This window comes from Gelatiniphilus marinus (assembly GCF_042684345.1).
In the GTDB taxonomy this organism is placed as follows: domain Bacteria; phylum Bacteroidota; class Bacteroidia; order Flavobacteriales; family Flavobacteriaceae; genus Gelatiniphilus; species Gelatiniphilus marinus.
In genome coordinates this window covers 119518-143406 of record NZ_JBHULK010000008.1, presented here as the reverse complement: position 1 = coordinate 143406, position 23889 = coordinate 119518, and the positions used below count along the sequence as shown (strand labels likewise).

24 protein-coding genes and 1 tRNA gene are annotated in these 23889 nt (G+C 35.5%); 15 read left to right on the top strand and 10 right to left on the bottom strand.

All coding sequences use genetic code 11. The features are described 5' to 3' along the window. Positions 1-31: 31 nt before the first annotated feature. Both ACFSQS_RS15250 and ACFSQS_RS15245 read right to left on the bottom strand, forming a co-directional pair. On the bottom strand, positions 32-1177 hold the full coding sequence (locus tag ACFSQS_RS15250; RefSeq protein ID WP_388020921.1) for a glycosyltransferase family 2 protein: 1146 nt from the start codon (positions 1175-1177) through the stop codon (positions 32-34). A 2-nt stretch (positions 1178-1179) separates the two neighbouring features. Further along, positions 1180-2148 (bottom strand): hypothetical protein, encoded by a 969-nt coding sequence (locus ACFSQS_RS15245; protein ID WP_388020918.1) that lies wholly within the window; start codon positions 2146-2148, stop codon positions 1180-1182. 40 nt (positions 2149-2188) lie between these two features. Here ACFSQS_RS15245 and ACFSQS_RS15240 point away from each other — a divergent pair, with 40 nt between their 5' ends. The 8 genes from ACFSQS_RS15240 (at position 2189) to ACFSQS_RS15205 (ending at position 7435) form a co-directional block, all read left to right on the top strand. Continuing rightward, positions 2189-2818 (top strand): outer membrane beta-barrel protein, encoded by a 630-nt coding sequence (locus ACFSQS_RS15240; protein WP_388020915.1) that lies wholly within the window; start codon positions 2189-2191, stop codon positions 2816-2818. Next, positions 2818-3408: a crossover junction endodeoxyribonuclease RuvC gene (gene ruvC / locus ACFSQS_RS15235; RefSeq protein ID WP_388020912.1), complete on the top strand. Its 591-nt coding sequence runs from the start codon at positions 2818-2820 to the stop codon at positions 3406-3408. The genes ACFSQS_RS15240 and ruvC overlap by 1 nt, the downstream gene beginning before the upstream one ends. Then, positions 3405-4622 (top strand): radical SAM family heme chaperone HemW, encoded by a 1218-nt coding sequence (gene hemW, locus ACFSQS_RS15230; protein WP_388020909.1) that lies wholly within the window; start codon positions 3405-3407, stop codon positions 4620-4622. Before ruvC ends, hemW begins: the two co-directional genes overlap by 4 nt. A gap of 12 nt (positions 4623-4634) precedes the next feature. Beyond that, the gene (locus ACFSQS_RS15225) at positions 4635-5384 is read left to right on the top strand and encodes a cyclase family protein (RefSeq protein WP_388020906.1); all 750 of its coding nucleotides are present in this window, start codon (positions 4635-4637) and stop codon (positions 5382-5384) included. After that, positions 5385-5735: a DUF4260 domain-containing protein gene (locus ACFSQS_RS15220; protein ID WP_388020903.1), complete on the top strand. Its 351-nt coding sequence runs from the start codon at positions 5385-5387 to the stop codon at positions 5733-5735. Positions 5736-5741: 6 nt separating this feature from the next. After that, the gene (locus tag ACFSQS_RS15215; protein ID WP_388020900.1) at positions 5742-6353 is read left to right on the top strand and encodes a DUF4230 domain-containing protein; all 612 of its coding nucleotides are present in this window, start codon (positions 5742-5744) and stop codon (positions 6351-6353) included. 79 nt (positions 6354-6432) lie between these two features. Further along, positions 6433-6795, top strand: a complete 363-nt coding sequence (locus ACFSQS_RS15210; RefSeq protein WP_388020897.1) for an MmcQ/YjbR family DNA-binding protein — start codon at positions 6433-6435, stop codon at positions 6793-6795. A 61-nt stretch (positions 6796-6856) separates the two neighbouring features. Next, positions 6857-7435, top strand: coding sequence for a PhnA domain-containing protein (locus ACFSQS_RS15205; protein WP_388020895.1), 579 nt, complete (start codon positions 6857-6859; stop codon positions 7433-7435). A 141-nt stretch (positions 7436-7576) separates the two neighbouring features. On the opposite strand, the gene ACFSQS_RS15200 is transcribed toward ACFSQS_RS15205, so the two are convergent. Beyond that, positions 7577-8503: an AraC family transcriptional regulator gene (locus ACFSQS_RS15200; protein ID WP_388020893.1), complete on the bottom strand. Its 927-nt coding sequence runs from the start codon at positions 8501-8503 to the stop codon at positions 7577-7579. Between the two features lie 114 nt (positions 8504-8617). Between ACFSQS_RS15200 and ACFSQS_RS15195 the strand changes: the two genes are divergently transcribed. The 5 genes from ACFSQS_RS15195 to ACFSQS_RS15175 all read left to right on the top strand — a co-directional run bounded on the left by ACFSQS_RS15195 (position 8618) and on the right by ACFSQS_RS15175 (position 16063). Beyond that, positions 8618-9544 carry a dihydrodipicolinate synthase family protein gene (locus ACFSQS_RS15195; RefSeq protein WP_388020891.1) on the top strand — a complete coding sequence of 309 codons (927 nt, stop codon included), beginning with the start codon at positions 8618-8620 and terminating at the stop codon, positions 9542-9544. A 386-nt stretch (positions 9545-9930) separates the two neighbouring features. Then, positions 9931-11514, top strand: coding sequence for an aldehyde dehydrogenase (NADP(+)) (locus ACFSQS_RS15190; protein ID WP_388020889.1), 1584 nt, complete (start codon positions 9931-9933; stop codon positions 11512-11514). Then, positions 11515-12525 (top strand): 4-hydroxyproline epimerase, encoded by a 1011-nt coding sequence (locus tag ACFSQS_RS15185; RefSeq protein ID WP_388020886.1) that lies wholly within the window; start codon positions 11515-11517, stop codon positions 12523-12525. Positions 12526-12556: 31 nt separating this feature from the next. Beyond that, positions 12557-14815: a S9 family peptidase gene (locus ACFSQS_RS15180; protein WP_388020883.1), complete on the top strand. Its 2259-nt coding sequence runs from the start codon at positions 12557-12559 to the stop codon at positions 14813-14815. Next, entirely contained in the window at positions 14816-16063 is a 1248-nt protein-coding gene (locus ACFSQS_RS15175) for an NAD(P)/FAD-dependent oxidoreductase (protein WP_388020880.1), read from the top strand. Positions 16064-16066: 3 nt separating this feature from the next. Here the strand turns inward: ACFSQS_RS15175 and ACFSQS_RS15170 are convergent, their stop codons facing one another. Beyond that, the gene (locus ACFSQS_RS15170; protein WP_388020877.1) at positions 16067-16540 is read right to left on the bottom strand and encodes a GNAT family N-acetyltransferase; all 474 of its coding nucleotides are present in this window, start codon (positions 16538-16540) and stop codon (positions 16067-16069) included. A 3-nt stretch (positions 16541-16543) separates the two neighbouring features. Beyond that, a complete protein-coding gene (locus ACFSQS_RS15165; RefSeq protein WP_388020874.1) occupies positions 16544-16975 on the bottom strand; it encodes a YybH family protein in 432 nt (143 codons plus the stop codon). A 216-nt stretch (positions 16976-17191) separates the two neighbouring features. Between ACFSQS_RS15165 and ACFSQS_RS15160 the strand changes: the two genes are divergently transcribed. Next, the gene (locus ACFSQS_RS15160) at positions 17192-17500 is read left to right on the top strand and encodes a hypothetical protein (protein ID WP_388020871.1); all 309 of its coding nucleotides are present in this window, start codon (positions 17192-17194) and stop codon (positions 17498-17500) included. 4 nt (positions 17501-17504) lie between these two features. Here ACFSQS_RS15160 and ACFSQS_RS15155 read toward each other — a convergent pair whose 3' ends face one another. The 5 genes from ACFSQS_RS15155 to ACFSQS_RS15135 form a co-directional block, all read right to left on the bottom strand. Next, a complete protein-coding gene (locus ACFSQS_RS15155; RefSeq protein ID WP_388020868.1) occupies positions 17505-18605 on the bottom strand; it encodes a DUF4407 domain-containing protein in 1101 nt (366 codons plus the stop codon). 140 nt (positions 18606-18745) lie between these two features. Continuing rightward, positions 18746-20686, bottom strand: coding sequence for a M56 family metallopeptidase (locus tag ACFSQS_RS15150; protein ID WP_388020865.1), 1941 nt, complete (start codon positions 20684-20686; stop codon positions 18746-18748). Between the two features lie 3 nt (positions 20687-20689). Next, positions 20690-21055, bottom strand: a complete 366-nt coding sequence (locus tag ACFSQS_RS15145; RefSeq protein ID WP_388020861.1) for a BlaI/MecI/CopY family transcriptional regulator — start codon at positions 21053-21055, stop codon at positions 20690-20692. Positions 21056-21138: 83 nt separating this feature from the next. Next, the gene (locus tag ACFSQS_RS15140; RefSeq protein ID WP_388020858.1) at positions 21139-21999 is read right to left on the bottom strand and encodes a DMT family transporter; all 861 of its coding nucleotides are present in this window, start codon (positions 21997-21999) and stop codon (positions 21139-21141) included. Between the two features lie 112 nt (positions 22000-22111). After that, the gene (locus ACFSQS_RS15135) at positions 22112-23500 is read right to left on the bottom strand and encodes a dipeptidase (protein ID WP_388020855.1); all 1389 of its coding nucleotides are present in this window, start codon (positions 23498-23500) and stop codon (positions 22112-22114) included. Positions 23501-23697: 197 nt separating this feature from the next. On the opposite strand from ACFSQS_RS15135, the gene ACFSQS_RS15130 reads away from it, so the two are divergent. Beyond that, positions 23698-23779 (top strand) — tRNA-Leu (locus ACFSQS_RS15130). The last annotated feature ends 110 nt before the right edge of the window (positions 23780-23889 follow it).

The window sequence follows — 23889 nt, the reverse complement described above, 5'->3', positions numbered from 1 at the left end:
TCTAAACTTAACTAAGATTAGCGGCTTTAATTTAGCTTTTAAAATGCCGCCCTTTCCATTTGTAACCTTTAAATAAGGAAACAAAAGCTATGAAAACGCTAAATAGCGGGTAAAGCAAAAATCCAAAAACATAAGTTTTTAAAACCTTTTTTTGATTAAAAAACGATGCCGATTTATAGATTAAATAAAAATCGATATTCCATTTAATTATCAAAATAAAAACAAAGATTTTTAAGTTGAAAGCACTTAATAAAACCAATAGCAAGAGCGAAATAATTAAAGTATTCGTTAGTAAAACCAATAAGCCCGTTAGCTTACCGAACATATTGTTGTAAGCACTTGTTTTTGCTGCCCACCGGATGCGTTGTACTTTTAATTTGCTCCAAGTTGGTTGTGTTTTTGTGGTTACAATTGCATGTTCGCATTTTAAGTAATTTACGTTTTTAGGATGTGTTTTTACGGCTTTTTCTAACAGGAAAATATCGTCGCCACTAGCTATATTGTTATTGCCATCAAATCCGTTTAATTCTAAAAACAATGCTTTTTTGTATGCAAAATTGGCACCATTGCACATAAAGGGTTTTTTAATGCCAAAGCTGCCAATTGTGGCTGCTTGTAAACTTAGCATGTCGAGTAATTGAAAGCGATTTAAAAATCCGTGTTTACTTGTGTAGGTTACAGGAGCAATAATGCATTTGCTTGTTGTGGTTTGTATAAACTCATCAAAACTATTCAGCCAATATTTTGGTAAAATGCAATCGGCATCGGTAGTGATAATCCAGTTGTGTTTTGCTTGTTTTATAGCGGTTGTTATGGCATCTTTTTTTGGTGAATTTGAAGTTCTATTGTTTTTAATAATTGAAATGTTAGTTCGAGTGCTTGCGTTTTTTATCGGGATAGTATCGAGATTTTTTTTAATAATTTCAACTGAATCATCACCCGATTCATCATCAACTAAAATAATTTCATATAAATGATTTGGGTATGCCAAAGCATCGATTGAAGCTAATAAATGTGGTAAATTTTCAGCTTCATTTCTAAAAGGAATTATTACGGAAAAAGTGGTTTTCGCTTTAATGTCTTTCAGCATAAAAACAGGAACTTTATCAAAACCAAGAACAAAGCTTCCAATTAAAAGCAAATACAAAACAGCTATTAGAATACTAATTAAAACCATAATTAATCTTCGCTTTTTGGGAAATTGAAATTAAGCACATAATAGCCGCCAAATATACTTGGTAATACAAAATTAAGTAGCCACATTAGGGTAATAATACTTAAAACTATAAGCTCGTTTACTTCAATTAAGGTAAATAAATATAAGGCTACGCTTCCTTTTATAACGACATCAAAAATAAATATCGATGGAATTATTGAGGCCAATACATACATTGAGGTTATAATTACCATGGCATTAAAATAAGTAATATCCACGCCAAAAAGTTGTAATAAATAGTAAAATTGAAACGAAAAAAGAGCGTATCGTACTAGCGAAAATATAAACCCAAGTAAGAGTTTTTTTTTAGGAAATTTTAAAATGAATTGCCTCACCTTTTCTAACGATAACCCTTTGATGGTAAACTTGCTTTTTTTTACGCCAAAGCCTATTAAAAATATGGCCATTAAACTAATTGCCAATGCTATTGCTAGATTGTAATAATCTAAATTTACCTCGTAATTCGTTGTAAGAAAGCACAAACCTATTATGCCTAAAATAACAGTAACCGCCATTTGCAGTAAGTTGCTTAACAGGTTTATAAGCACAATACGTTTTCTAAAATCTGGGGTATAATAAATGGCTTTTGCGCCGTATTCTCCTATTCTATTTGGTGTAAATAACGAGGCTGTTAAAGCGCCCAAGCTTTGTTCGAGAGCATTTTTAAACGTAATTTTTTTAACAAAAGCCACTAAGGTTTTCCATTTTAAAATTTCGAAAAACCAGTTAAAACCACTCAAAAAAAATAATAAAATGATGTTTTTTGGTGTAAAAACATTCTTTTTTAATGTAAAATCGACAAAAGTGTAAAATTGTAAACTCTCGTTATTTGCCAATTTATTATAGATAAAATAAAATGCGCCAACTACAATGCTTATTTTAATCAGCACAAAAAAGAATTGCTTAGTTTTGTATGGCAGCGTTTTGTTCATAATTAGAAAAGGTTACAGCAAATTAAACCAATATTATTTTATGCCTCTAAAATTTAAACCGATATTATTTTCAATACTCTTTAGTTGTTTTAGTTTTTTAACGTTTTCACAAAGTGATACAAGCACCGTTAAAGCGCAGTTTGCATTGGGTGCCAATAGTCCGTCGGCAAATGGCTTTGTTACAAATTTCCAGGCTAAATCCATAAATTTCCCTAGTATTAATTTAGGTGTTCAATATATGTTTAAACCAAAATGGGGTGCAAAATTAGATTTGGGTTACAGCCGTTTTTCAAACTTAAATACCACACCAGAGTTTAAAGTTAATTACACACGCCTCAATGCGCAATTGGTTTACGATGCATCGAGAATATTTAATTTTTTACCTTCTCGAATTGGTACGTTTGTTCATTCGGGCCCAGGTTTTACAAGCATTAAACCTTTAGGGAATTATACCCAAAACAACACTTCGTTTTTAAATGCAATGGCAGGTATCGAGTTTCATTATGGTGTTTCAGATAAACTTTCGGTGTATTTTGATGCCTCTTATATATTGGGATTTGCAAAAGATTTTAATCCGGTTTCAAGCGGATTCGGGTCGTTTAACGGAAACCTGTTAACCTTAACTATTGGCGCATCTATTTCGCTTAGTGGTTGTCAATATTGCGATTAATGAACAAAGAAAAAATTATTTTAGGCATTGACCCGGGGACGACTATTATGGGTTTCGGACTTATAAAAGTGGTTGGGAAAAATATGGAGTTTATCCAGCTAAATGAATTGGATTTAAAAAAATATAGCGATCATTATTTAAAGCTGAAACTTATTTTTGAGCGCACCATAGAACTTATCGATACGCACAACCCCGATGAAATAGCCATTGAAGCTCCGTTTTATGGCAAAAACGTACAAAGTATGCTCAAATTGGGGCGCGCACAAGGTGTGGCGATGGCTGCCGGTTTAAGTAGAGAAATCCCTATTACAGAGTATCTTCCTAAAAAAATAAAAATGGCCATTACCGGTAACGGAAATGCCAGTAAAGAACAGGTGGCCAAAATGCTTCAAAGCTTATTGGGTTTAAAAACCTTGCCAAAAAACTTGGATGCTACCGATGGTTTGGCTGCTGCCGTTTGCCATTTTTATAACTCCGGGAAGGTTACAGTGGGTAAAAGTTACTCGGGTTGGGCAAGCTTTGTGAAACAAAATAGCCACCGTACAAGCCCCCTAACCCCCAAAGGGATAATAAAAAACACTAAAAAATGAGTTTCAGTAAGCGTTTCTCACCTACGGGGAGGCTAGGTGGGGCTTCTGTTTACATCCACATACCATTCTGCAAGCAAGCCTGTTTTTATTGCGACTTCCATTTTTCTACCTCTTTAAAAAAGAAAGATGAATTGATTCAATCTTTAATAAAAGAGTTAGAATTACGAAAAGATGAGCTAAAAAACCAATCTATTGAAAGTATTTATTTTGGCGGCGGAACACCATCACTATTAACGATTAACGATTTACGATTGTTGATTGATGCTGTTTATAAAAATTATAATGTAATTGAAAGCCCCGAAATCACTTTAGAAGCCAATCCAGACGACCTTTCGAATAAACGAATACACGAATTAGCAAATATACGAATCAACCGCTTAAGCATCGGCATTCAATCGTTTTTTCAAGACGATTTAAAAAGCATGAATCGCGCACATTCATCAGAAGAAGCTAAAAATTGTTTACAAGAGGCAACACGTTATTTCGAAAATATTACCATCGATTTAATTTACGGCATTCCAAATATGAGCTTGAAAAAATGGAACGAAAATTTAGAAATTGCTTTTGGTTTTGGTGTTAACCACATTTCAAGTTACGCCCTAACCGTCGAGCCAAAAACGGCTTTGCATGCTTTTATAAAAAAAGGAACCTATCCGCCCATTGATGAGGATTTGGCATTGCAGCATTTTAACTGTTTAACAGTAAAAACTACGGCGCAGGGATTTGTGCATTACGAAATTTCCAATTTTGGCAAACCCAACTATTTTTCTAAACACAATACCAGTTATTGGCAAGGAAAACCCTATGTTGGTATTGGGCCATCGGCACATTCATACCATAACAATCAGCGGAGTTGGAATGTGTCAAACAATTCAAAATACATACAATCCATTCAAAATAATACGTTGCCAAACACTGTTGAAACACTGTCTGTAAAAGACCAATTTAACGAATATATAATGACGGGTTTACGAACCATTTGGGGTGTTTCTTTGCGTAAAGTCGAGACCAATTTTGGTAAAGATTATCTTATGCACTTAAAAAAGAATTCAGAAAAATTTATAGAACAAGGTTTGCTTATTATTAAAAACGAAGTGTGGCAAACCGAAGAATATAAAGGTAATTCTGGGCATGCCGAAGCGTTTTTTATAACCACCACCCAAAAAGGAAAATTTTTAGTCGATGGGATAGCTTCCGAATTATTTTTGATTTAACTATATTTGAATATGATAGCAACCATACAATACAATTCAAGAAAAATACAAATAGATGTCTCTAAACCCATCGATATTTCTATAGCCATTGATGCCTCAAAAATGGGCGTAAATGCTTGGTATATTGATGCTCCCAAGATTTTCCCCGAGAACTCAGACGGCGAAATCATAAAGGTTTCAGAAGGAGCGGTAGTTAATTTTAACAGCATTCATTTCAACCCGCATTCGCACATTACCCATACAGAGTGCGTAGGCCACATAACCAACAAAGTACATTCAGTAAACAAAAATTTAAAACATTATTTTTTTGTTGCAGAAGTGGTTACCGTGGCGCCAGAAAGCAAAAGAGGCGATTTTTTTATCTCTGCCAAACAATTAAAAACCGCTTTAAGAAACAAAAAAAGAGATGCCATTATTATAAGGACTTTGCCTAATTTAATTGAAAAAAAGAGCAAACAATACTCCAATACCAATCCGCCGTTTTTATTGGAGGAAGCCGCCCAATACCTTAAAGAAAAAGGTATTAAGCACCTTTTAATTGATTTGCCATCGGTTGATAAGGAAAAAGACGAAGGCCAACTTTTGGCGCACAATGCGTTTTGGAATACCTCTGGAGACCTACGAATGGACGCCACCATTACCGAGTTTATCTACGTGCCCAATACCGTTGAAGATGGCGAGTACCTTTTAAATCTCATGATTGCGCCTTTCGAGAACGATGCCACACCAAGCAAACCTATCTTATATAAAATTATTGAGTAAATGGAAAATTCATTAAAAGTAGAAGAACTTTTTATGTTTGTTTTAGGTATTTACATGTTTAATTGCCTTGATTTTAGCTGGTGGTGGTTTCTAATTTTAATCTTGACTCCCGATATTGGAATGTTAGGGTATTTAATAAACTCTAAAGTTGGGGCAATTAGCTATAATTTATTTCATCATAAGGGAATCGCTATTTTAATTTTTTTTATTGGCATTTATTTTAACAATCAAATTTTACAATTAATTGGTGCTATTTTGTTTTCACACGCCTCATTAGATAGGATTTTCGGATATGTTTTAAAATATTTAGATAATTTTAAGCATACCCATTTGGGTAATATAGGCAAGTAATAAAACATGGAAGCATTTTTAGGAATCATCGTTGGGGTTTTGGTCAGTTTAGGGGTTGTTACCTATTTAAAAACGCTTAAAAAAAAACAGCTGGTAAATGCGCAATCGGTGCTGCTTTTAGATAAGATAAAAACGGTTTGTAAATTTATAACCGTAGAAGGCGATTTTGCAGAGATTTATCATTACGAAGATGTAAAACAACGCTTTTTAAAACTTATTTCAAGTAAAAAAAAGGCACTGGTAGTTATTAATGCAAAAGCTTATGTGGGTTACGATTTAAATAAAATCCGCCTAAAGCCCGATACAGAAAGCAAGAAAATAATCTTGGAGCATTTTCCGCAGCCCGAAGTATTGTCAATTGAAACCAATTTGAATTATTACGATAAATCAGATGGCTTGTTCAATAAGTTCGAAGCCACAGATTTAACCGATTTACATACCGATGCCAAACAACATATTAAAGATAAAATACCAGAAAGCGGCCTGATTCAAGTCGCACAAAAAGAAGCTTTAGAAACTATTTTGCTCATGCAAACCATTGTTGAGACCATTGGTTGGAAACTGGACTATTCCGCTTTAAAAATTGAAGAATCAAGTGCTAAAAAGATTAATGGATAATAAATTTTGCCATTCCTGAGTTTATGCTTAGCGTAGTCGAAGTAAAGACAGCAATCTACCATTTATCAATTCTATTTTTATGAATATCGAACAACTTCGCGAATACTGTTTAAATAAAAAAGAAACTTCTGAAGGCTTTCCCTTCAACGATAACGTTTTGGTGTTTAAAGTATTTGGGAAAATGTTTGTGCTCACAGGCCTGGACAGTTGGGAAAAAAGCGAGGCGGCCATCAATTTAAAAGCAGATCCCCATTACTCAGAAGAATTACGTGCAGAATACAGCAGCATCCGCCCAGGCTACCACATGAGCAAAAAACATTGGAACACCTTGTATATCGATGAGGGACAACTGGAAAGCAAACTCATTTTAAAACTTATCGACCATTCTTATGATATGGTTGTAAAAACCCTGCCAAAAAAACTTCAAGATACCTTAAAATAGAATACTTGTACGGTTTTTATTAAAACTGTATCATTGCAAAACCAAAAAAAAGCAACAAACCATGAGTTTATTAAAAAACCTGCAAGACAGAAGCAACAATGCTTGCGAGTTGTGCGCTGCCAGCCAAAATTTAGAGATATACCAAGTGCCGCCAGCATTAACCGCCGGAGAAGACGGCAGTTTGTTGGCTTGCAGTACCTGCGTTTCCCAAATAAATAATCCAGAAACTACCGATGCCAACCATTGGCGCTGTTTAAACGATAGCATGTGGAGCGAGCACCAAGCCGTAAAAGTGCTTGCTTGGAGAATGCTATCAAGGTTGAAAGATGAAGGTTGGCCACAGGATTTATTGGATATGATGTATTTGGAAGACGATGTTTTAGAATTCGCAAAAGCCACGGGCGAAGGCGAAGACGAAAGCGAAAAAACAATACACCGCGATGTAAACGGCGTTATTTTAGAAGCCGGAGACTCAGTGGTGCTTATTAAAGACTTAAAGGTGAAAGGCTCAAGTATGGTGGCCAAACAAGGTACTGCCGTAAGAAACATTCGTTTAGATCGCGATAACGAGAAGTATATCGAGGGTAAAGTAGGCGCGCAACAAATCGTTATTATAACCGACTACGTAAAGAAGGTTTAATCGCTTTTACCCTTCTTTTTAAACCAACCAAATCCCAAGGGGATCAATAAAAAAACAAAAAGATACTTTCCCGTTATTATGCCAATAAGGGTAATTATAAGCGCAAGTATTAATACCGTATTTGTGTATTTTGCTTTCATATTAAAGCGCTAGTTTTCTAAATTCCGAAGGATTCATGTTTTTAACAAGTTTAAATTGCCTGTTAAAATTAGACATGTTGTTAAACCCCGATTTTTCGGCTACCTCAAAAACTGTTATGTCTTTATTTGATAGTAAAAGCTTGCAGGCATGCTCTAAGCGCAATTCGTTTAAAAACTGGATATAAGTTTTGTTGGTGCGCTTTTTAAAATATTTGCAAAACGCATTTTTAGTCATGTTCGCCACTTCGGCAATCGTGTTTAAAGTAATGTCGCTTTCAAAATTATTCATGGTGTATTCAAAAACATTTCGCATTCTTCGGCCTTCGTTGTCAGAATATATTTTATCATAAATAAAGGACGATAAACTGCTGTAATTGCATTTAGAAGCGATGTTTAACAGCTCGAGCAAAAGTATAAACCGGTTTAATTTAGAGGCTTTTTCAATTTTAAAAAACAAGTCCTTAACTGTTTTTCGTTCCGATGTTATTTTAAAACCCTGTTTGGCACGTTTAAAAAAAGGTGCTAATTCCTTTAAAGAATCCAGGTAAAAAAAATCCACTCCAAACGATTCTTTGGTAAAAAACAACGATAGCATGCGCGATGTTTTCGAAGCATTGGCATCGCTTTTAAATACATGAGGTATATTACTGCCAATGGCCAGCACATCCCCTTTTTTATAGTCGTTTACAGTGTCTCCAACAATTAAAGTGCCAGCACCATCAGCAATAAAACTAATTTGTATTTCTTTGTGCTGGTGCAATTTGTCGTAAAAGGCATTGCCGGAATCTACCTGAAAAATAAAGGCGTCGTCTTCGGGTTTCGGTATTTTAAAAGGCAGAACTTTCAATTTCAGTTTGATGTTTTTATTTCGTTTAAAGTTATGTCTTGGTAGGCAGCTCCAGCCTAAAAACACACAGATACTATTCAAATTTACAACTAACCGCAAATATAAGGATAATATAATACCTAATCTGGATAAGCGCACATTATCAAAAAAAACGCGACAAGCCCTAACTTTGGTAAAAACAAAAAACAGCAAAAAATGAGTTTAAAATGGGAAGGCGTCATGCCAGCAGTTACTACAAAGTTTACAGATCAAGATACTTTAGATTTGCAAATGTTCGAAACCAACATTAAAGCCCAATTAAAAGCAGGTGTACATGGTATAGTTTTGGGCGGCACCTTGGGCGAGGCCAGTACTTTATTAGATGAAGAAAAAAGCACCTTAACAAAAACCACGGTAAATATAGTAAATGGGCAAGTACCGGTTTTAATAAATGTGGCCGAACAATCTACCAAAGCCGCCATCGCAGCAGCACAAAAAGCCGAAGCCGATGGTGCCTCGGGCTTAATGATGCTGCCGCCCATGCGCTATAAATCTGGCGACAGAGAAACCGTTGAATATTTTAAAACCGTTGCAAACAGCACATCGCTGCCCATAATGATTTACAACAACCCTGTAGATTACAAAATAGAGGTAACCTTAGACATGTTCGAAGAGCTGCTAAAATGCAAAAATATAGAAGCCGTAAAAGAATCAACCCGAGATACAACCAACGTAACCAGAATTAAAAACCGCTTTGGCGACAGGCTAAAAATAATGACAGGCGTAGATACCGTGGCCCTAGAAAGCTTGCTCATGGGCGCAGACGGTTGGATAGCAGGTTTGGTATGCGCGTTCCCCGCCGAAACCGTCGCCATTTTCGAGCTGCAAAAAGCAGGCAAAATAAAAGAAGCCATAGCCATTTACCGCTGGTTTATGCCCTTGCTAGAATTAGATATAAACCCTAAATTGGTACAAAACATAAAACTAGCCGAAGTAGCCACAGGCCTAGGCACCGAAAATGTCCGAGCGCCACGTTTGCCACTTCACGGCAACGAGCGCAAGCAGGTAATCAACATCATAGAAAAAGGTTTAAAGACACGCCCAACGTTACCAGAATATAAAAATTTAAGTACTTTGGTATAAATAATATGGGTGTTACCGCTCCAAAAAGCGGTCGGGCTTTCGGCAGTCGCTCCCTTACCCGAAGCATCGGGATCGGGGAGCTCCAACACATGCCTCAATCCCTAACACGGGCGCGTTTGCCAAGTAAGGTTTTTAATTTTAACGTTAGGGTTTTTTTTAATAAAACAAGTTAACAAAGCCGGTTTGCAGGCAAGAAAATAAGTGAGCAAGTAGTCAAGTCCCAAATCAATTCCATTATTATACCTTGAACTGCAGATTAAAAAAACATGTTAGAAATAAGACCAACATGCAAACACCAAAGCAAATCAATAAACATAGAAAAGCAATTAAAACAAATCAACAATTAAAAAAAAATCCCAAGCCTATGTTGGGATAAAGCGAGGCTTATGATAACAGGAAAAAACTACATCGGCAATCAATTATCGGCCACAGGGAACAAAACGTTTAAAACCTTTAACCCGTTATTGAATATTGAAAACCAATGGCACATTACCGAAGCATCAAACAGCGAAGTAAATCAAGCCGCAGATTTAGCTTCAGAAGCATTTAAAACCTATTCGAAAATTTCAGGCGTTAAAAAAGCAGAATTCCTAAGGGAAATTGCCACCCAAATTGAAGCCTTGGGCGACGAGTTATTACAGGTTTATTCTTCAGAAAGCGGTTTGCCAAATGGCAGAGCCATGGGGGAACGCGGCAGAACACTAGGGCAGTTGCGCGCTTTTGCAAACCACCTAGAAGCAGGCAATTGGGTAGAAGCCTCTATAGATACCGCACAACCAAACCGCCAACCCATTCCCAAAGTAGATTTAAGAAAAATGAATGTGGCCTTAGGGCCGGTTGTGGTTTTTGGCGCATCCAACTTTCCGTTGGCGTTTTCAACAGCAGGAGGCGATACCGCAGCGGCATTGGCTGCCGGATGCCCCGTAATAGTAAAATCGCACCCCATGCACGCAGCAACCGGCGAAATGGTAGCCTCGGCAATTATTAAAGCTGCCAAAAAAATCGGTTTGCCAAATGGTGTGTTTTCAAATCTTAATTCTAGTGGAATAGAAGTTGGACAACAATTAGTAATGCATCCTAAAGTGAAAGCCGTTGGATTTACAGGTAGTATTCGTGGTGGTCGAGCATTGTACGATTTAGCTGCAAAACGCAAAGAACCTATTCCTGTATTTGCAGAAATGGGAAGCATTAACCCAGTTATCATGTTACCAAAAGCATTAAATAATCGAGCAGAAGCCATTGCCAAAACATGCTCTGGTTCAATTACATTAGGTACTGGGCAATTTTGCACAAATCCGGGATTAATTATTGGTGTTAAGTCTCAAGGATTAACCCTTTTTGTAAACACCTTAGCTAAAGAAATTGTAAAAATAGAACCGTCGTGCATGCTGCATCCAAACATTGCGGGGGCTTACGAAACAAACAAAGCAAAAGCATTATCTCAAAACGGGTTAAAAGTATTAGCCGGTTATGAAAATGATGTAGAGCCTAATTATGCCAGACAAGTGGTAACAACAGTTGAAGGTGATACGTTTTTAAACAACCCCACATTGCATCACGAAGTATTTGGGCCATTTTCGTTAGTTGTACAGTGCGAAGACGAGCAACAATTAGAAGAAATCATTTCTAATTTAGAAGGACAACTCACAGGTACCATAATTTCCGATGATAACGAAATATCAGAATACCAGAATATTGTGAATGCCTTACAAAATAGAGTGGGGCGCATTATATTTAACGGCGTGCCAACTGGTGTTGAGGTATGTCCGTCCATGCAACACGGTGGTCCCTATCCGGCTTCAACAGATTCAAGGTTTACTGCCGTTGGCGTAGATTCAATAAAACGTTTTGTTAGACCTTTTAGTTTTCAAGATTGGCCTAATAATTTGCTTCCAGACGAATTAAAAAACCAAAATCCCTTGGGCATTACAAGATTGGTTAATAATGTAAAAACTACAGCTAAAATTTAAATGGCACGTTCAAAATTTGTATGCATTGATGCACATACCTGCGGAAATCCGGTTCGGGTAATTGTTGAAGGCCATCCAGATTTAATTGGCCATTCGATGAGTGAAAAACGCCAGCACTTTTTAAAAGAGTTTGATTGGATACGTAAAGGTTTGATGTTCGAACCTCGCGGGCACGATATGATGAGCGGTAGTTTTTTGTTTCCGCCGCACAACCCAGAAAACGATTTTGCCATTTTATTTATTGAAACCTCGGGTAGCTTGCCCATGTGCGGCCACGGTACCATAGGTACAATAACCGTTGCCATAGAAGAAGGTTTAATTACACCAAAAACACCAGGTAAAATTAGAATGGAAGCACCTGCAGGTTTGGTTGAAATAGAATACAAACAAACCAATAACAAGGTAGATTGGGTAAAATTAACCAATATAAAAAGCTATTTGGCAGCAGATAATTTAACAATTGATTGTCCGGAATTGGGTGAAATTATATTCGATGTGGCTTACGGCGGAAACTTTTATGCCATTGTAGATCCGCAGAAAAATTTTTCTGGAGTCCATAATTTTTCGGCTTCAAAAATCATTCAGTATTCGCAAGTATTGCGAGATCGTATCAACGAAAAATATCCTAATAAGTTTATTCACCCAGAAAACGAAACGATTAAAAATGTAACCCATTTAATGTGGACAGGCAGCCCAATCGATGCGGCTTCATCAGGAAGGAATGCCGTTTTTTACGGCGATAAGGCTATAGACCGAAGCCCTTGTGGCACCGGCACATCGGCACGTTTAGCACAACTATATGCCAAAGGAAAATTAAAACTTAACGAGCCATTTATCCACGAAAGTTATATTGGTAGTAAATTTATAGCGCGCGTTGAAAAAGAAACCAAATTAGTTGGTAAATTAGCCATTGTTCCTAGCATAAAGGGTTGGGCAAAAGTTTATGGTTATAACACTATTTTTATTGATGATGAGAACGATCCTTACGCGCACGGGTTTCAAGTCATTTAATTTAAAAGCGTTATGAATAAAAAAGTTTAATATGAAACAGATTACAATTTTATTAGTTGTGTTAATGTTGGTTTCAGCACCTTTTCAGGCACAAGAAGTTACGCAAGACCATTATAAACGTGCAGTAAGTTTCATGTATAATAATTTTAATAATAAAACGGCATTCAACCTTTATACAAATGTAAATTGGTTTAAGGATAATTCTGGAATTTGGTTTATAGATTACAGCAAAGACAAGAAAACCTATAAAACAGTTAATTTTAAAAACTACAAAGTAGCCAATTTATTTAATCATGAAAAGTTAGCAATATCGCTTAGTGAATTATCTAAAAAATCAATTGAATCAAATCAATTATCTGTTTCAAATATTGAAAGCATAAAAAACGGCAACTTAGATTTTAGTTTTGAAGGAAAGAGATATAGCTTAAACCTAAAATCTTATCAGCTTCAATTAAAGGATGAAAAGAAAGAAGAAGCGGGCAATAAATTCGAATCAAAATCGCCCGACGGAAAATGGATAGCATATACCAAAGCTTATAATTTGTTTGTTAAATCAACTGAAACTGGTGATACGCATCAGTTGAGTTTTGATGGAAAGAAAGATTACGAATACGCCACTTACTATGGCTGGTACGATATTATGGAAGGCGAAAATGGTGAGCGCCCAAAGCGCTTTAGTGTAAAATGGTCGGACGATTCGAAGTGGATTTCAGCAAATGTTGTCGATTTTAGAACTGCCGAAAAAATGTATTTACTAGACCACAGTATCGATACGCTTTACAAATCAAAATTGCTATCCTATTATCGTGGTTCCCCGGGCGATACCACAATGGTTCATGTTACGCCAGTTTTTTTTAATGTAGAAACCAATAAAGAAGTAAAAACCAATTTGCCAACAGGCACCCACATTAACTCTGTTGCAATACAGTGGATGAAAAATCCGGGAGAGTTGTTGGCGAACTATTCAGAGCGAGGTTATAAAAAGGAAATTCTTAAACATGTTAATTTGAATGATGGAACAGAAGAAACCTTAATAGAAGAAACCAGCGAAACCAATATCGATAATTTTTGGTTTAGAAAATTTGGCGATAAACAAAAAATCGTCTTTTTATCAGAACGTAGTGGTTGGCGGCAACTCTATATGGTCGATATTAAAACTAAAGAAACAAAAGCTGTAACTAGGGGTAATTATTATATTAACTCCATTGTTTATACTGATGAAGATAAAGGCGACATATACTTTTTAGCATCTGGAAAGAACAAGAAAATGAATCCTTATCATCAGCAACTTTTTCGAGTTGATTTTAAAGGAAAGATTACATTGTTAACACCTGAAAACACACATCATATTATTAATTTTTCAAAAGATGGAAAGCATTTCGTTGATAATTTTTCAACCATAAATATTCCAACTAAAACGGTTTTAAGGTCTTCAAAAAATGGTAAAATCTTAGCCGAATTAACACAAGCAAATGTTGATGAGGCACTTTCAAAAGGATGGCAATCTCCACAGGTTTTTGAGCTTACCGCTAAAGATGGCAAAACAAGCATTTATGGAGCGATGTGGAAGCCAACGAATTTTGATGCTTCAAAAAAATATCCAATCATTGATGCGACTTATACAGGGCCTCACACGCAAGTTTTTCCAAAATCATTTGATCGTGTTTTCAATAACCAATCTTTAGCGGAATTTGGTTTTATTGTAATTGGAGTAGATGGTTTAGGAACTTCGGGCCGTTCAAAAGCCTTTCACAACCATTCATATAAAAACATGGAAAACAACCTCGAAGACCATGTTTTGGCCATTAAATATCTAGCAAATAAATATGCGTGGATAAATGTTGATAAAGTAGGGGTTTTTGGCCATTCAGCTGGAGGTTACGATACGGGAAGAGCCATGTTAGGTTTTCCTGATTTTTATAAAGTAGGCGTTGCCAGTGCCGGAGATCACGATTTTAGAATGGAAAAAGCGTGGTGGCCAGAAATGTATCAAGGTTGGCCAGTAGATGATACTTATGAGAAAGTATCTAATATTACAAATGCGAAAAATTTAAAGGGTAAGCTATTGTTGGTTCATGGCGGGATTGATGAGAATGTAAACCCATCGGCAACCTTCAAATTGGCAGAAGCTTTAGTGAATGCCGATAAAGATTTCGATTTGCTAATTTTGCCAAGTCAAAGACATGGTTTTCAGGGTAAAGCGAGACATTATTTTATAAAAAAAAGATGGAATTATTTTATTGAACATCTTTTAGATAAAAAACCAATTTGGGATTTTAAATGGGAATAAATGGCTAAAAGCTGCATTGTTATAGGTGCTGGTGTTATAGGGTTGTGTGCTGCTTACTATCTTAAAAAAGCAGGGCATCACGTAACAATTGTCGATCAATCCAATCTCGATTCTGGGGCGTCTTATGTCAATGCAGGGTATTTGGCGCCAAGTCATATTATTCCTTTATCTGCTCCGGGAATGATGAAAAAAGGCTTGAAATGGATGTTAAATAAATCGAGCCCGCTGTATATAAAACCACGATTAGATTTAGATTTTTTAAAATGGACTTTAGCATTTAACAAATCATGTAACACAAAACATGTTAAAAAAGCTATCCCCGCAATCAAAGCCATTTCGCTTTTAAGTCAAGATTTATATGATGATATTAAGCAAGATGAAAACTTTTCATTTCATTACGAAAAAAAAGGTTTGCTCATGTTATGCCAAACCTATAAAGCCTTAGAAGCAGAAATTAAAACGGCAAATTTAGCAAGTCAAGAAGGCTTGAATGCCCAAATTTTAAAGCTTGAACAGTTAAAACAATTAGAGCCAAATGTGGAGTTGAATGTAAAAGGAGCGACATACTATAAATGCGATTCGCATACCACTCCAAATGAGTTTATGGAAGAAATGAAAACACATTTAAAAAATAAAGGCGTTGTTTTTTGTACCAATGAAAAGGTTGAAGATTTAGATGTTGAGAATCATAAAATTTCAGCAATAAAAACCAATAAACAAGTTTTAAAAGCCGATGAGTTTATTTTATCAGCGGGTTCATGGAGCCCGATTTTAACTAAAAAATTAGGCCTAAAACTATTGCTACAAGCAGGAAAAGGATACAGAATAAATACAACAAAGCAAACCAATATTTTAACACCAGCTATTTTAACCGAAACCAAAGTAGCCGTAACACCTATGAATGGTTTTACACGATTTGCCGGCACCATGGAAATTGCAGGTATTAACCATAATATAAATAAAGTTAGGGTTAATGCTATTGCCAATGCCGCTAAACGCTACTATCCAGAAATTAATTTAACTGCCGAAGAAAAAGAAAACGCTGCATGTGGTTTGCGCCCAGTTTCACCCGACGGATTACCGTATATTGGTAAATCTTCAAAATGTAAAAACTTAACCATTGCTGCTGGTCATGCTATGATGGGTTGGAGTATGGCTACGGCAACAGGGAAACTGGTTTCAGAAATTATTTCGGAACAAAAACCATCAATAATTTTAGCTCCTTATCATCCAGATAGAAAATTTTAAATATTATAATTCTAAATTTTCAATATCCAAACGCATATTAATCATGTGTTTTTTAAACCCTACTTTTTGGTAAGCATTGATAGCGGGTATGTTATCTTCATAAACATCTAATCTAATTTCAAGAACATTTTGGGTTTTACACCATTTTAATAAGGCATCGATTATGAGTTGGTTAAGTTGTTTGCCTCTATGCTTTTCTGAAACAAACATAAAACCTAAGTAACCCTGTTCTTTATGTTTTAAATAAGGTCTGTCTTGTTTAATTTTAGCATAGCCAGAAGCTACAATGTCGTTTCCAATTTCAACAACAAAAACTTCAGATTTATCGCTGGTTATTAATTCGGTAATGTTGTAGTAAGTTATATGTCCTGTTTTAATTGTAGGGTCAAAAGGTCTTTCGGCTTCAATAACACCTTGCTCAAATTCCAATAAAACAGGCAGGTCCTTTAGGCTTGCTTTTCTAACAATGTAGGGCATAACTTAACTGGATGTATCGGCAATAATTTTCCATTTCCCATTAATATTCTTGAATATTACCATAAAAATACCTGTGGCGTTTCCAACGTTTCGCTTTAAATGGTATTCGCCTAAAACAAAATAAGCACCGTTGTTTATTTTAGAAATATCGTTAATTTTAAAGCTTAAAGTACCTGTGTGGTCTTTAGTGGGATATGCTTTTTTATAGCGCTCTAAGGTATTGTGCCAACCATAGGTAACACCGTTTTTGCCGTAAAATTTAAGCGAGTCGCTTTTCCAATAGCCTTCCATAAACTCTTCAATGTTATTTTTGGACCAGGCAATCCTTTGCTTTTTTAAAACTTTTTCAATGTTTTTTTTGTCTTGCTCTTCAGTAGATTGGGCATTGCCGTTACAAAAAGCAACAAGGCAAAGTATTACTAATATGTGTTTCATAAAGGGGGAGTTAAATAAAAGTAAAAATAGCAAAATCTAATTTAAATGAGGTTGCTTGTCGATTATTTTGGCATTTGTTGTTTTTTTATCTAAAGTAGAAATCTATTGGTCGATTAAATACTGTGTTTCTTTTTGGGTTTTTTACCTTTATTAGGTAAGTAATTGATTAGTCTTCCCCCTCAGATTTATAGTTTAACCATTTAAAACGATATAGTTATGGAATTGGAAATTACAAATTACAACAACTTTTTTAAAATGAAAGGTATTCTTAATAAGCGCAGCTTAAATGTGTTTAAGAAGGCCTTTAGAAATGTTTTTGAAAAGGCAGACACACTTACCATTAGTATTGAACATATCGAATGGATGGATAAATGCGGTGTTAATGCCTTGGCAGAATTGCATTATGAAGCTTTATCTAGAAATAAGAAAATGTCTATTATAGGATTGGGTTGTAAAGAACTATACGAACATTTTAAATCTTCTGATATAACAAATACTGAAAGCAACTCATTTACTGCAGCATAGATTATTATAATGCATTTTTTTGGTGCTTTAAAAAGGCATCAGCTTGAAGCTGCATAAGTTCTCTTGCTTTTTTACGCTTGTAATTGTACAATTCGTCTTCATTTTCTATATCACTATAAATACGGTCGTTAATGGCGTAATCTGTTTTTAGCAGGGCTTCGTGTTGGTTTTTGTTTTGAAGCACAGTTGTTTTTATGGCGGTTTCTTGGTCTTCAAGTTTAAAATCGTAAGCGCCTTTTGGCGATAGTAATTTAGCAAAAATTGGCGACGTTTCAATGGCTAAAAACAATAAGAATATAAAAAAAGACGGCAGCCAAGGCAATTCGCCTAAAGCATTTACGCGTGCCATTAAACCATCAAAATTGCTAATTATGGGTTGTGTATTTATAATTTGGGTTTCATAATCGTTTTTAAGTGCTGTTATTTCATTTTCAGTGGCAGTAATTTTAGCTTTATTTTCGGCTTTCAATTGTTGTAATTCTGCTAATAAAGCGTCGTGTTTCTCTCTTTTTTCTTTATAAACAGGTCCTTTGCCCAAAAGTTTTGTTCCTGCTGTTCCTTCGGCTTCTGTAATATACGTTTCGTAAAGTGCGTTTACTTCGGCTTCTTTGGTGTCTATTTGCTGCTGTAAACTTGTTATGTCGCTCTGGAGTGCAGCGATATTTGGCGTGAATTGTTGTGCTATTTGATTTTTATTGGCTAAAGTGAGTTCGTTTTTTTGTTCTAATAACACTTGATTGATTTCTTTTTCGAAAATTTTCAATTCTAAAGGTTTTGCAATCACAATGGCTATAATAATGGCTAAAATAATTCTTGGTGACGCTTGAATGATTTCATCGATAACATTCCCCGTTTTTTTTATGGTTGAAACAATATAACGGTCTAAATTAAAAATGAGCAAGCCCCAAATTATCCCAAATAAAACAGCTGTATAAAGGTTGTCGAAAACCGTGTAAAGTGCATAACTGCCCGCAATAAAAGCCATAACAGCAGTAAAGAAAACGGTAGCGCCAATGCCTGCGTATTTGTTTTGTTCGCCAACCGAACAGGAATTTAAAATATCGGTATCGCTGCCCGAGCAGATTATAAAGAAGCGCTTTAGCATGATTTGATTGATTTTTTGATTGATGCTTATTAGAACGCAAAAAGTATGGTTTTGTTACATGTTTTAACAAAAAAAGCCTGTTAGATTTATAAACTAACAGGTCTAGTGTTTATTTGTTTTGATTAACCTATTGGTTAATCTTAATTTCTTTCCGTAAGAAAACTTGAGTAAAGTTTTTCTAATTTTTTGTATTCTTTTGCCGAATAAAATCTTCTACCTTCAGATTTAGCTTTTTTATTTATAATGTTTAAATGTTCGTAGATTTTTTTAGTTTGTTTAGCTGTTAAACTATTTAATCGTAAGATATAATTGTCGATGCTGCTTGGGGATTCAACTTTGGGTTTTTTTAAATCCGACATTTTATCATAAAGTAACCTTAAACGCAACATGTTATTTTCTCTATTTGTAGGAATAAATTTAGTTCTTTGCGCTAGGCTATTGTAAGTAGAAATTGAGTCCATTGGCGGTGGCGGTGGCGGAACAACTTCTTTTGCTTTTTCTGGTTTTACAACAGGTGCAGGAGGAAACGGCGGTGGCGGAATCATCTTTTCTTTTTTTGCTAAAGTTGAAAAATTACTATGTAGCTTTTTTACCTCACTATGCATAGCTATTAATTTAGTTAAATCTCCCCTTCCTTCTCTTTTGTACAGTTTTATGGCTTTTCCGTATGTTTTGGCTTTTATTTCAAATTCTTTTTTGGCATTTAATAATGCTTCAGAAGCGTTCTCGTATGTTTTTGACACTACTTCATGCTGTATATTTGATGTTGGTGGCGGTGGTGGCGGAGCTAATTTAGGAAACGCTTCAGCATTCTTTTTTTGCTCATCAGTCATTAAGCTATAAATGTATTTAATGCGTTCAACATCTTTTAGTTTAATAATTCTTTGGGCTTCAGGTTGTGACATTAATTTTTTTACAATGTTATTGTATTCGGTAATTTGTTTTGGAGTTGCTTTTTGTTGAGAATTTATTTTTTGTAGAAGTTTCTTTGTATTCTTTTCAATAGATTCAATAGAGGCATTTGCTTCTAATAATTTATCAATGTCATTTCTGATTAGATTTATTCTACTCTGAATAACCTTGTAGTTGGTAGAATCCTTCTTTTTGGATTTACTGACTTTTTCTATTTCTTCTAAGCGTTTTTCGACAAGATAATTATATAACTTAGTTTTAGTTGTTAAATTTTGTTTTTGTTGTTCAATCGAAGCAACTTCTTTTTCAACAATTTCTCTTTCACTAAAACCATAAATTAAAATAGCGAGAATAGGCAAAATAAGCAATCCTTTAAGCCAAAAGGCTTTTTTTGATGTTTGTGTTTTCATAACTGTAAAACGTTTTTTGATTAATGAATAATTGATGGCATTAGCCAATTGATTATGTGAAGCATTTGATGAGAATGCGAGTAATATGTTTTGATAATTTTTAGTGCAAACACCATGTTTTAAAACGGCTTTGTCGGCTAAAAACTCATGATTTAGTTTAATGTCTTTTTTTATATAATAAAGCAACGGATTAAACCAAAATATAATATGGAGCAGCTCAATACATAAAATATCCAAAGCGTGTTTTTGTTTGGCGTGCGTTTGTTCGTGCCATAACACTTCCTTTGGGATGCGGTTGTGTTCGTATTTGTTTTTATTTAAAAAGATGTAATTAAAAAAGGTATGCGGATGTATTAAATCGATTAATAAAACATGGATGTAATTTTGAGTTTTAAATTTGGGATTGGTTTTTATTTTTTTGAATAATTGAAATAGATTTTTTAAGAATCGTATTGAAAACACCATAACGCCCAAAGCATAAACACTCCATAAAACAGTTGGGATATAATCTTGCCATGTCGTATTTTTTTTAACAACAGCATCGGTAAATGCTATGGGTTGAAACGGCATAAATTCTTGAACAGACTCAACTTGAGTATATTCTGTAAAGGTTATAAACGGAATAACTATAGAAACCAATAAAGCACCCAATAAGTAAAAACGTTTAAAGTGGTGTATGCTCTCTTTTTCAAGAAACAACTTGTAAAACACCATAAATACTGCTAAACAGGCACTAGATTTTAAGATGAATAATACCATAATTTACTTTTTTTTAATTTCGCTATCAATTAGTGCTTTTAAATGCTCTAATTCTTCTTTCGTTAAATTGGTTTCTTTGGTAAAAAACGATGCAAACTGACTTGCGGAATCGTTAAAAAAGTTTTTAATCAGTCCGTTTACATGTTTTGAGAAATAGTCTTTCTTTTTAACAAGTGGATAGTATTCGCGCGATTTTCCAAATAAGTTATAAGCGATAAAGCCCTTGTCGGTCATCCGTTTTAAAAGTGTGGCGACGGTTGTTGTTGCTGGTTTTGGCTCTGGATATGCCTCTAGTAAATCTTTCATAAAGGCTTTTTCGAGCTTCCATAAATAATTCATTAAATCTTCTTCGGTTTTAGATAGTTGCATGCTCTACAATATTAGAATGTTCTCTACAAATGTAGAGCAAATAATTTAATTCTACAAATGTAGAGGATGAAATTATTGTAAAATCATGCTTTTTTAGACCGAATACTTTCAATAACCACGGTTGAAAGAATGATAAGTCCGCCAAAAAAAGTGTTCCAAGTTGGAATTTCATTTAAAAAAAAGAAAGCAATTACAATTCCTAAAATGGGTTGCGTACTACTAATGATGCTTGCAGTACTTACCGTAAAATGTTTTAAGCTATTAACTAGCATAGTATGCCCAACGGCTGTGGTAACTATGGCTAAAGTTAAAACATAAGGAAACTGCGTAACGATGCCAGATGTATCCATAAAAAATAGAACAGGCGATAAAACAATACTAATAATACCGATTTGAAATAGCATGATGGAAGTCCCATTATTATTAGCAACCAATTGTTTTGAAATAATGTTACGCAGCGCATAAAATAGTGCCGAAGCTAACCCAAATAAAATGCCTTTTACGTGCGTGCTTTCTAAACTGAATTCTGGTGCTAATATGTAAATACCAATTAATACCATAACACCGAGAAGGATATAAATTGGGTCGAATTTTACTTTAATGAATAAAGGTTCTAAAAAGGCCGTAAGTATGGGGTAAACAAATAACGAAAGCATGCCGATAGCTACGTTTGATAGTTTTAAAGCATAGAAATAAGTAATCCAATGGGTTGCTAAAAATAATGCGCTAATTATAAAAAGTATGGTTTCTTTTTTCGATTTAATTTTTAAACTAATGTTTTTATATCTGCAAAAAACATATAGTAAAACGGATGCAATAATGGAGCGCCACCAAATAATAACAGGAATTGGCATATCTATATATTTACCTAAAGCTCCCGAGGTACTTATAAAAAGTGTGGCTAATAATAGTAAAAAAAGATGTTGGTTGTGTTGGTTGTTCATTTAGCTACGCCTTTTGTGTTAGGGATTGCAGTGGAAATCCTTTTGCTTTTTTGCAAAAGATTGCAACGTAAAGCGCGACCCCGCCATTAAAAGCGGGGTAACACCCAAAAAATTACTTTGAAAGCTCTGTAAAATATTTATAAAATAACGGAATGGTTTCGATGCCTTTTAAATAGTTGAATATTCCGAAATGCTCGTTTGGCGAATGGATGGCGTCGCTATCTAAACCAAAACCCATTAAAATGGTTTTGCTTTTTAATTCCTGCTCGAACAGCGATACAATGGGGATGCTGCCGCCGCTGCGTTGCGGAATTGGGGTTTTGCAAAAGGTGTCTTGATAGGCTTTGCTTGCCGACTGATATCCGATACTATCGATTGGGGTAACGTAGCCTTGACCACCGTGGTGAGGTTTTACTTTTACGGTAACGCCTGCGGGCGCAATACTTTCGAAATGGGTTTTAAATAGTTGCGTAATCTCTTCCCAATCTTGATGTGGCACTAAGCGCATAGATATTTTGGCATAGGCTTTACTTGCAATTACGGTTTTGGCACCTTCGCCCGTGTAGCCGCCCCAAATACCGTTAACATCTAGGGTTGGGCGTATGGAATTGCGCTCGTTTGTGGTGTAACCCGCTTCGCCGTAAACCGCGTTAATATCCAATGCTTTTTTATATTCTTCTAAATTGAAAGGTGCTTTTGCCATTTGTTGGCGTTCTTCTTGTGTGAGTTCTTCAACTTTATCGTAAAATCCTGGAATGGTAATGTGGTTGTTTTCATCGTGAAGCGATGCAATCATTTTTGCCAAAACGTTTATGGGGTTGGCCACGGCACCGCCATACAAACCTGAGTGTAAATCGCGGTTTGGTCCTGTAACTTCAACTTCAACATAGCTTAATCCGCGAAGTCCAGTTGTGATGGATGGTACATCGGGTGCAATCATTCCCGTATCGGAAATAAGGATAACATCGTTCTTTAACTTTTCCTGATTTTCTTTTACAAAAATAGCAAGGTTTGGGCTGCCCACTTCTTCTTCGCCTTCAATCATAAATTTTACGTTGCACGGTAGTTGGTTGGTACGCGTCATAAACTCCAGTGCTTTTACGTGCATGTACATTTGGCCTTTGTCGTCGCAAGCGCCTCGCGCAAAAACAGCGCCTTCCGGATGGGTTTCCGTTTTCTTTATAACAGGCTCGAAAGGTGGAGAGTGCCATAAATCTAAAGGGTCTGGTGGTTGCACATCGTAATGCCCGTAAACCAGAACGGTTGGTAGGTTTTTGTCTATTGTTTTTTCGCCGTAAACTATGGGGTAGCCTTCGGTTTGGCATATTTCTACATGGTCGCATCCCGCTTTTTCAAGGCTTATTTTAATTTCGTCTGCCGTTTTTAGTACATCGTTTTTATAGGTAGAATCGGCACTGATTGATGGAATTTTTAACAGCTCGATAAGTTCGTTTAAAAATCGTTGCTCGTGTTCTTTAATATAGGGTTTAATATTAACCATGGTGAGTTTGTAAAGTTATTTCCAAAAGTATAAAAAAAGAATGTTTTTAGTGCCAAAGAAGTTTGCAATTTAAAAATGTTGTTTATATTTGCAACCCGATATTTAGTTGTCGGAGATTAATGCGGGCGTGGTGGAATTGGTAGACACGCTAGACTTAGGATTTAACCAAGTATAGGTTCTTAAAATATTGTTAAAATGCGGGCGTGGTGGAATTGGTAGACACGCTTGACTTAGGATCAAGTGCCTCACGGTGTGAAGGTTCGAGTCCTTTCGCCCGCACAAAAGCCGAAGAGAAATCTTCGGCTTTTTTATTTTTAACAAGGGAATTTCGTCCCGATTTTTAGCCTTGGGTACAACATAGGTACAACATTTGTCTTTTTTTAGAACCA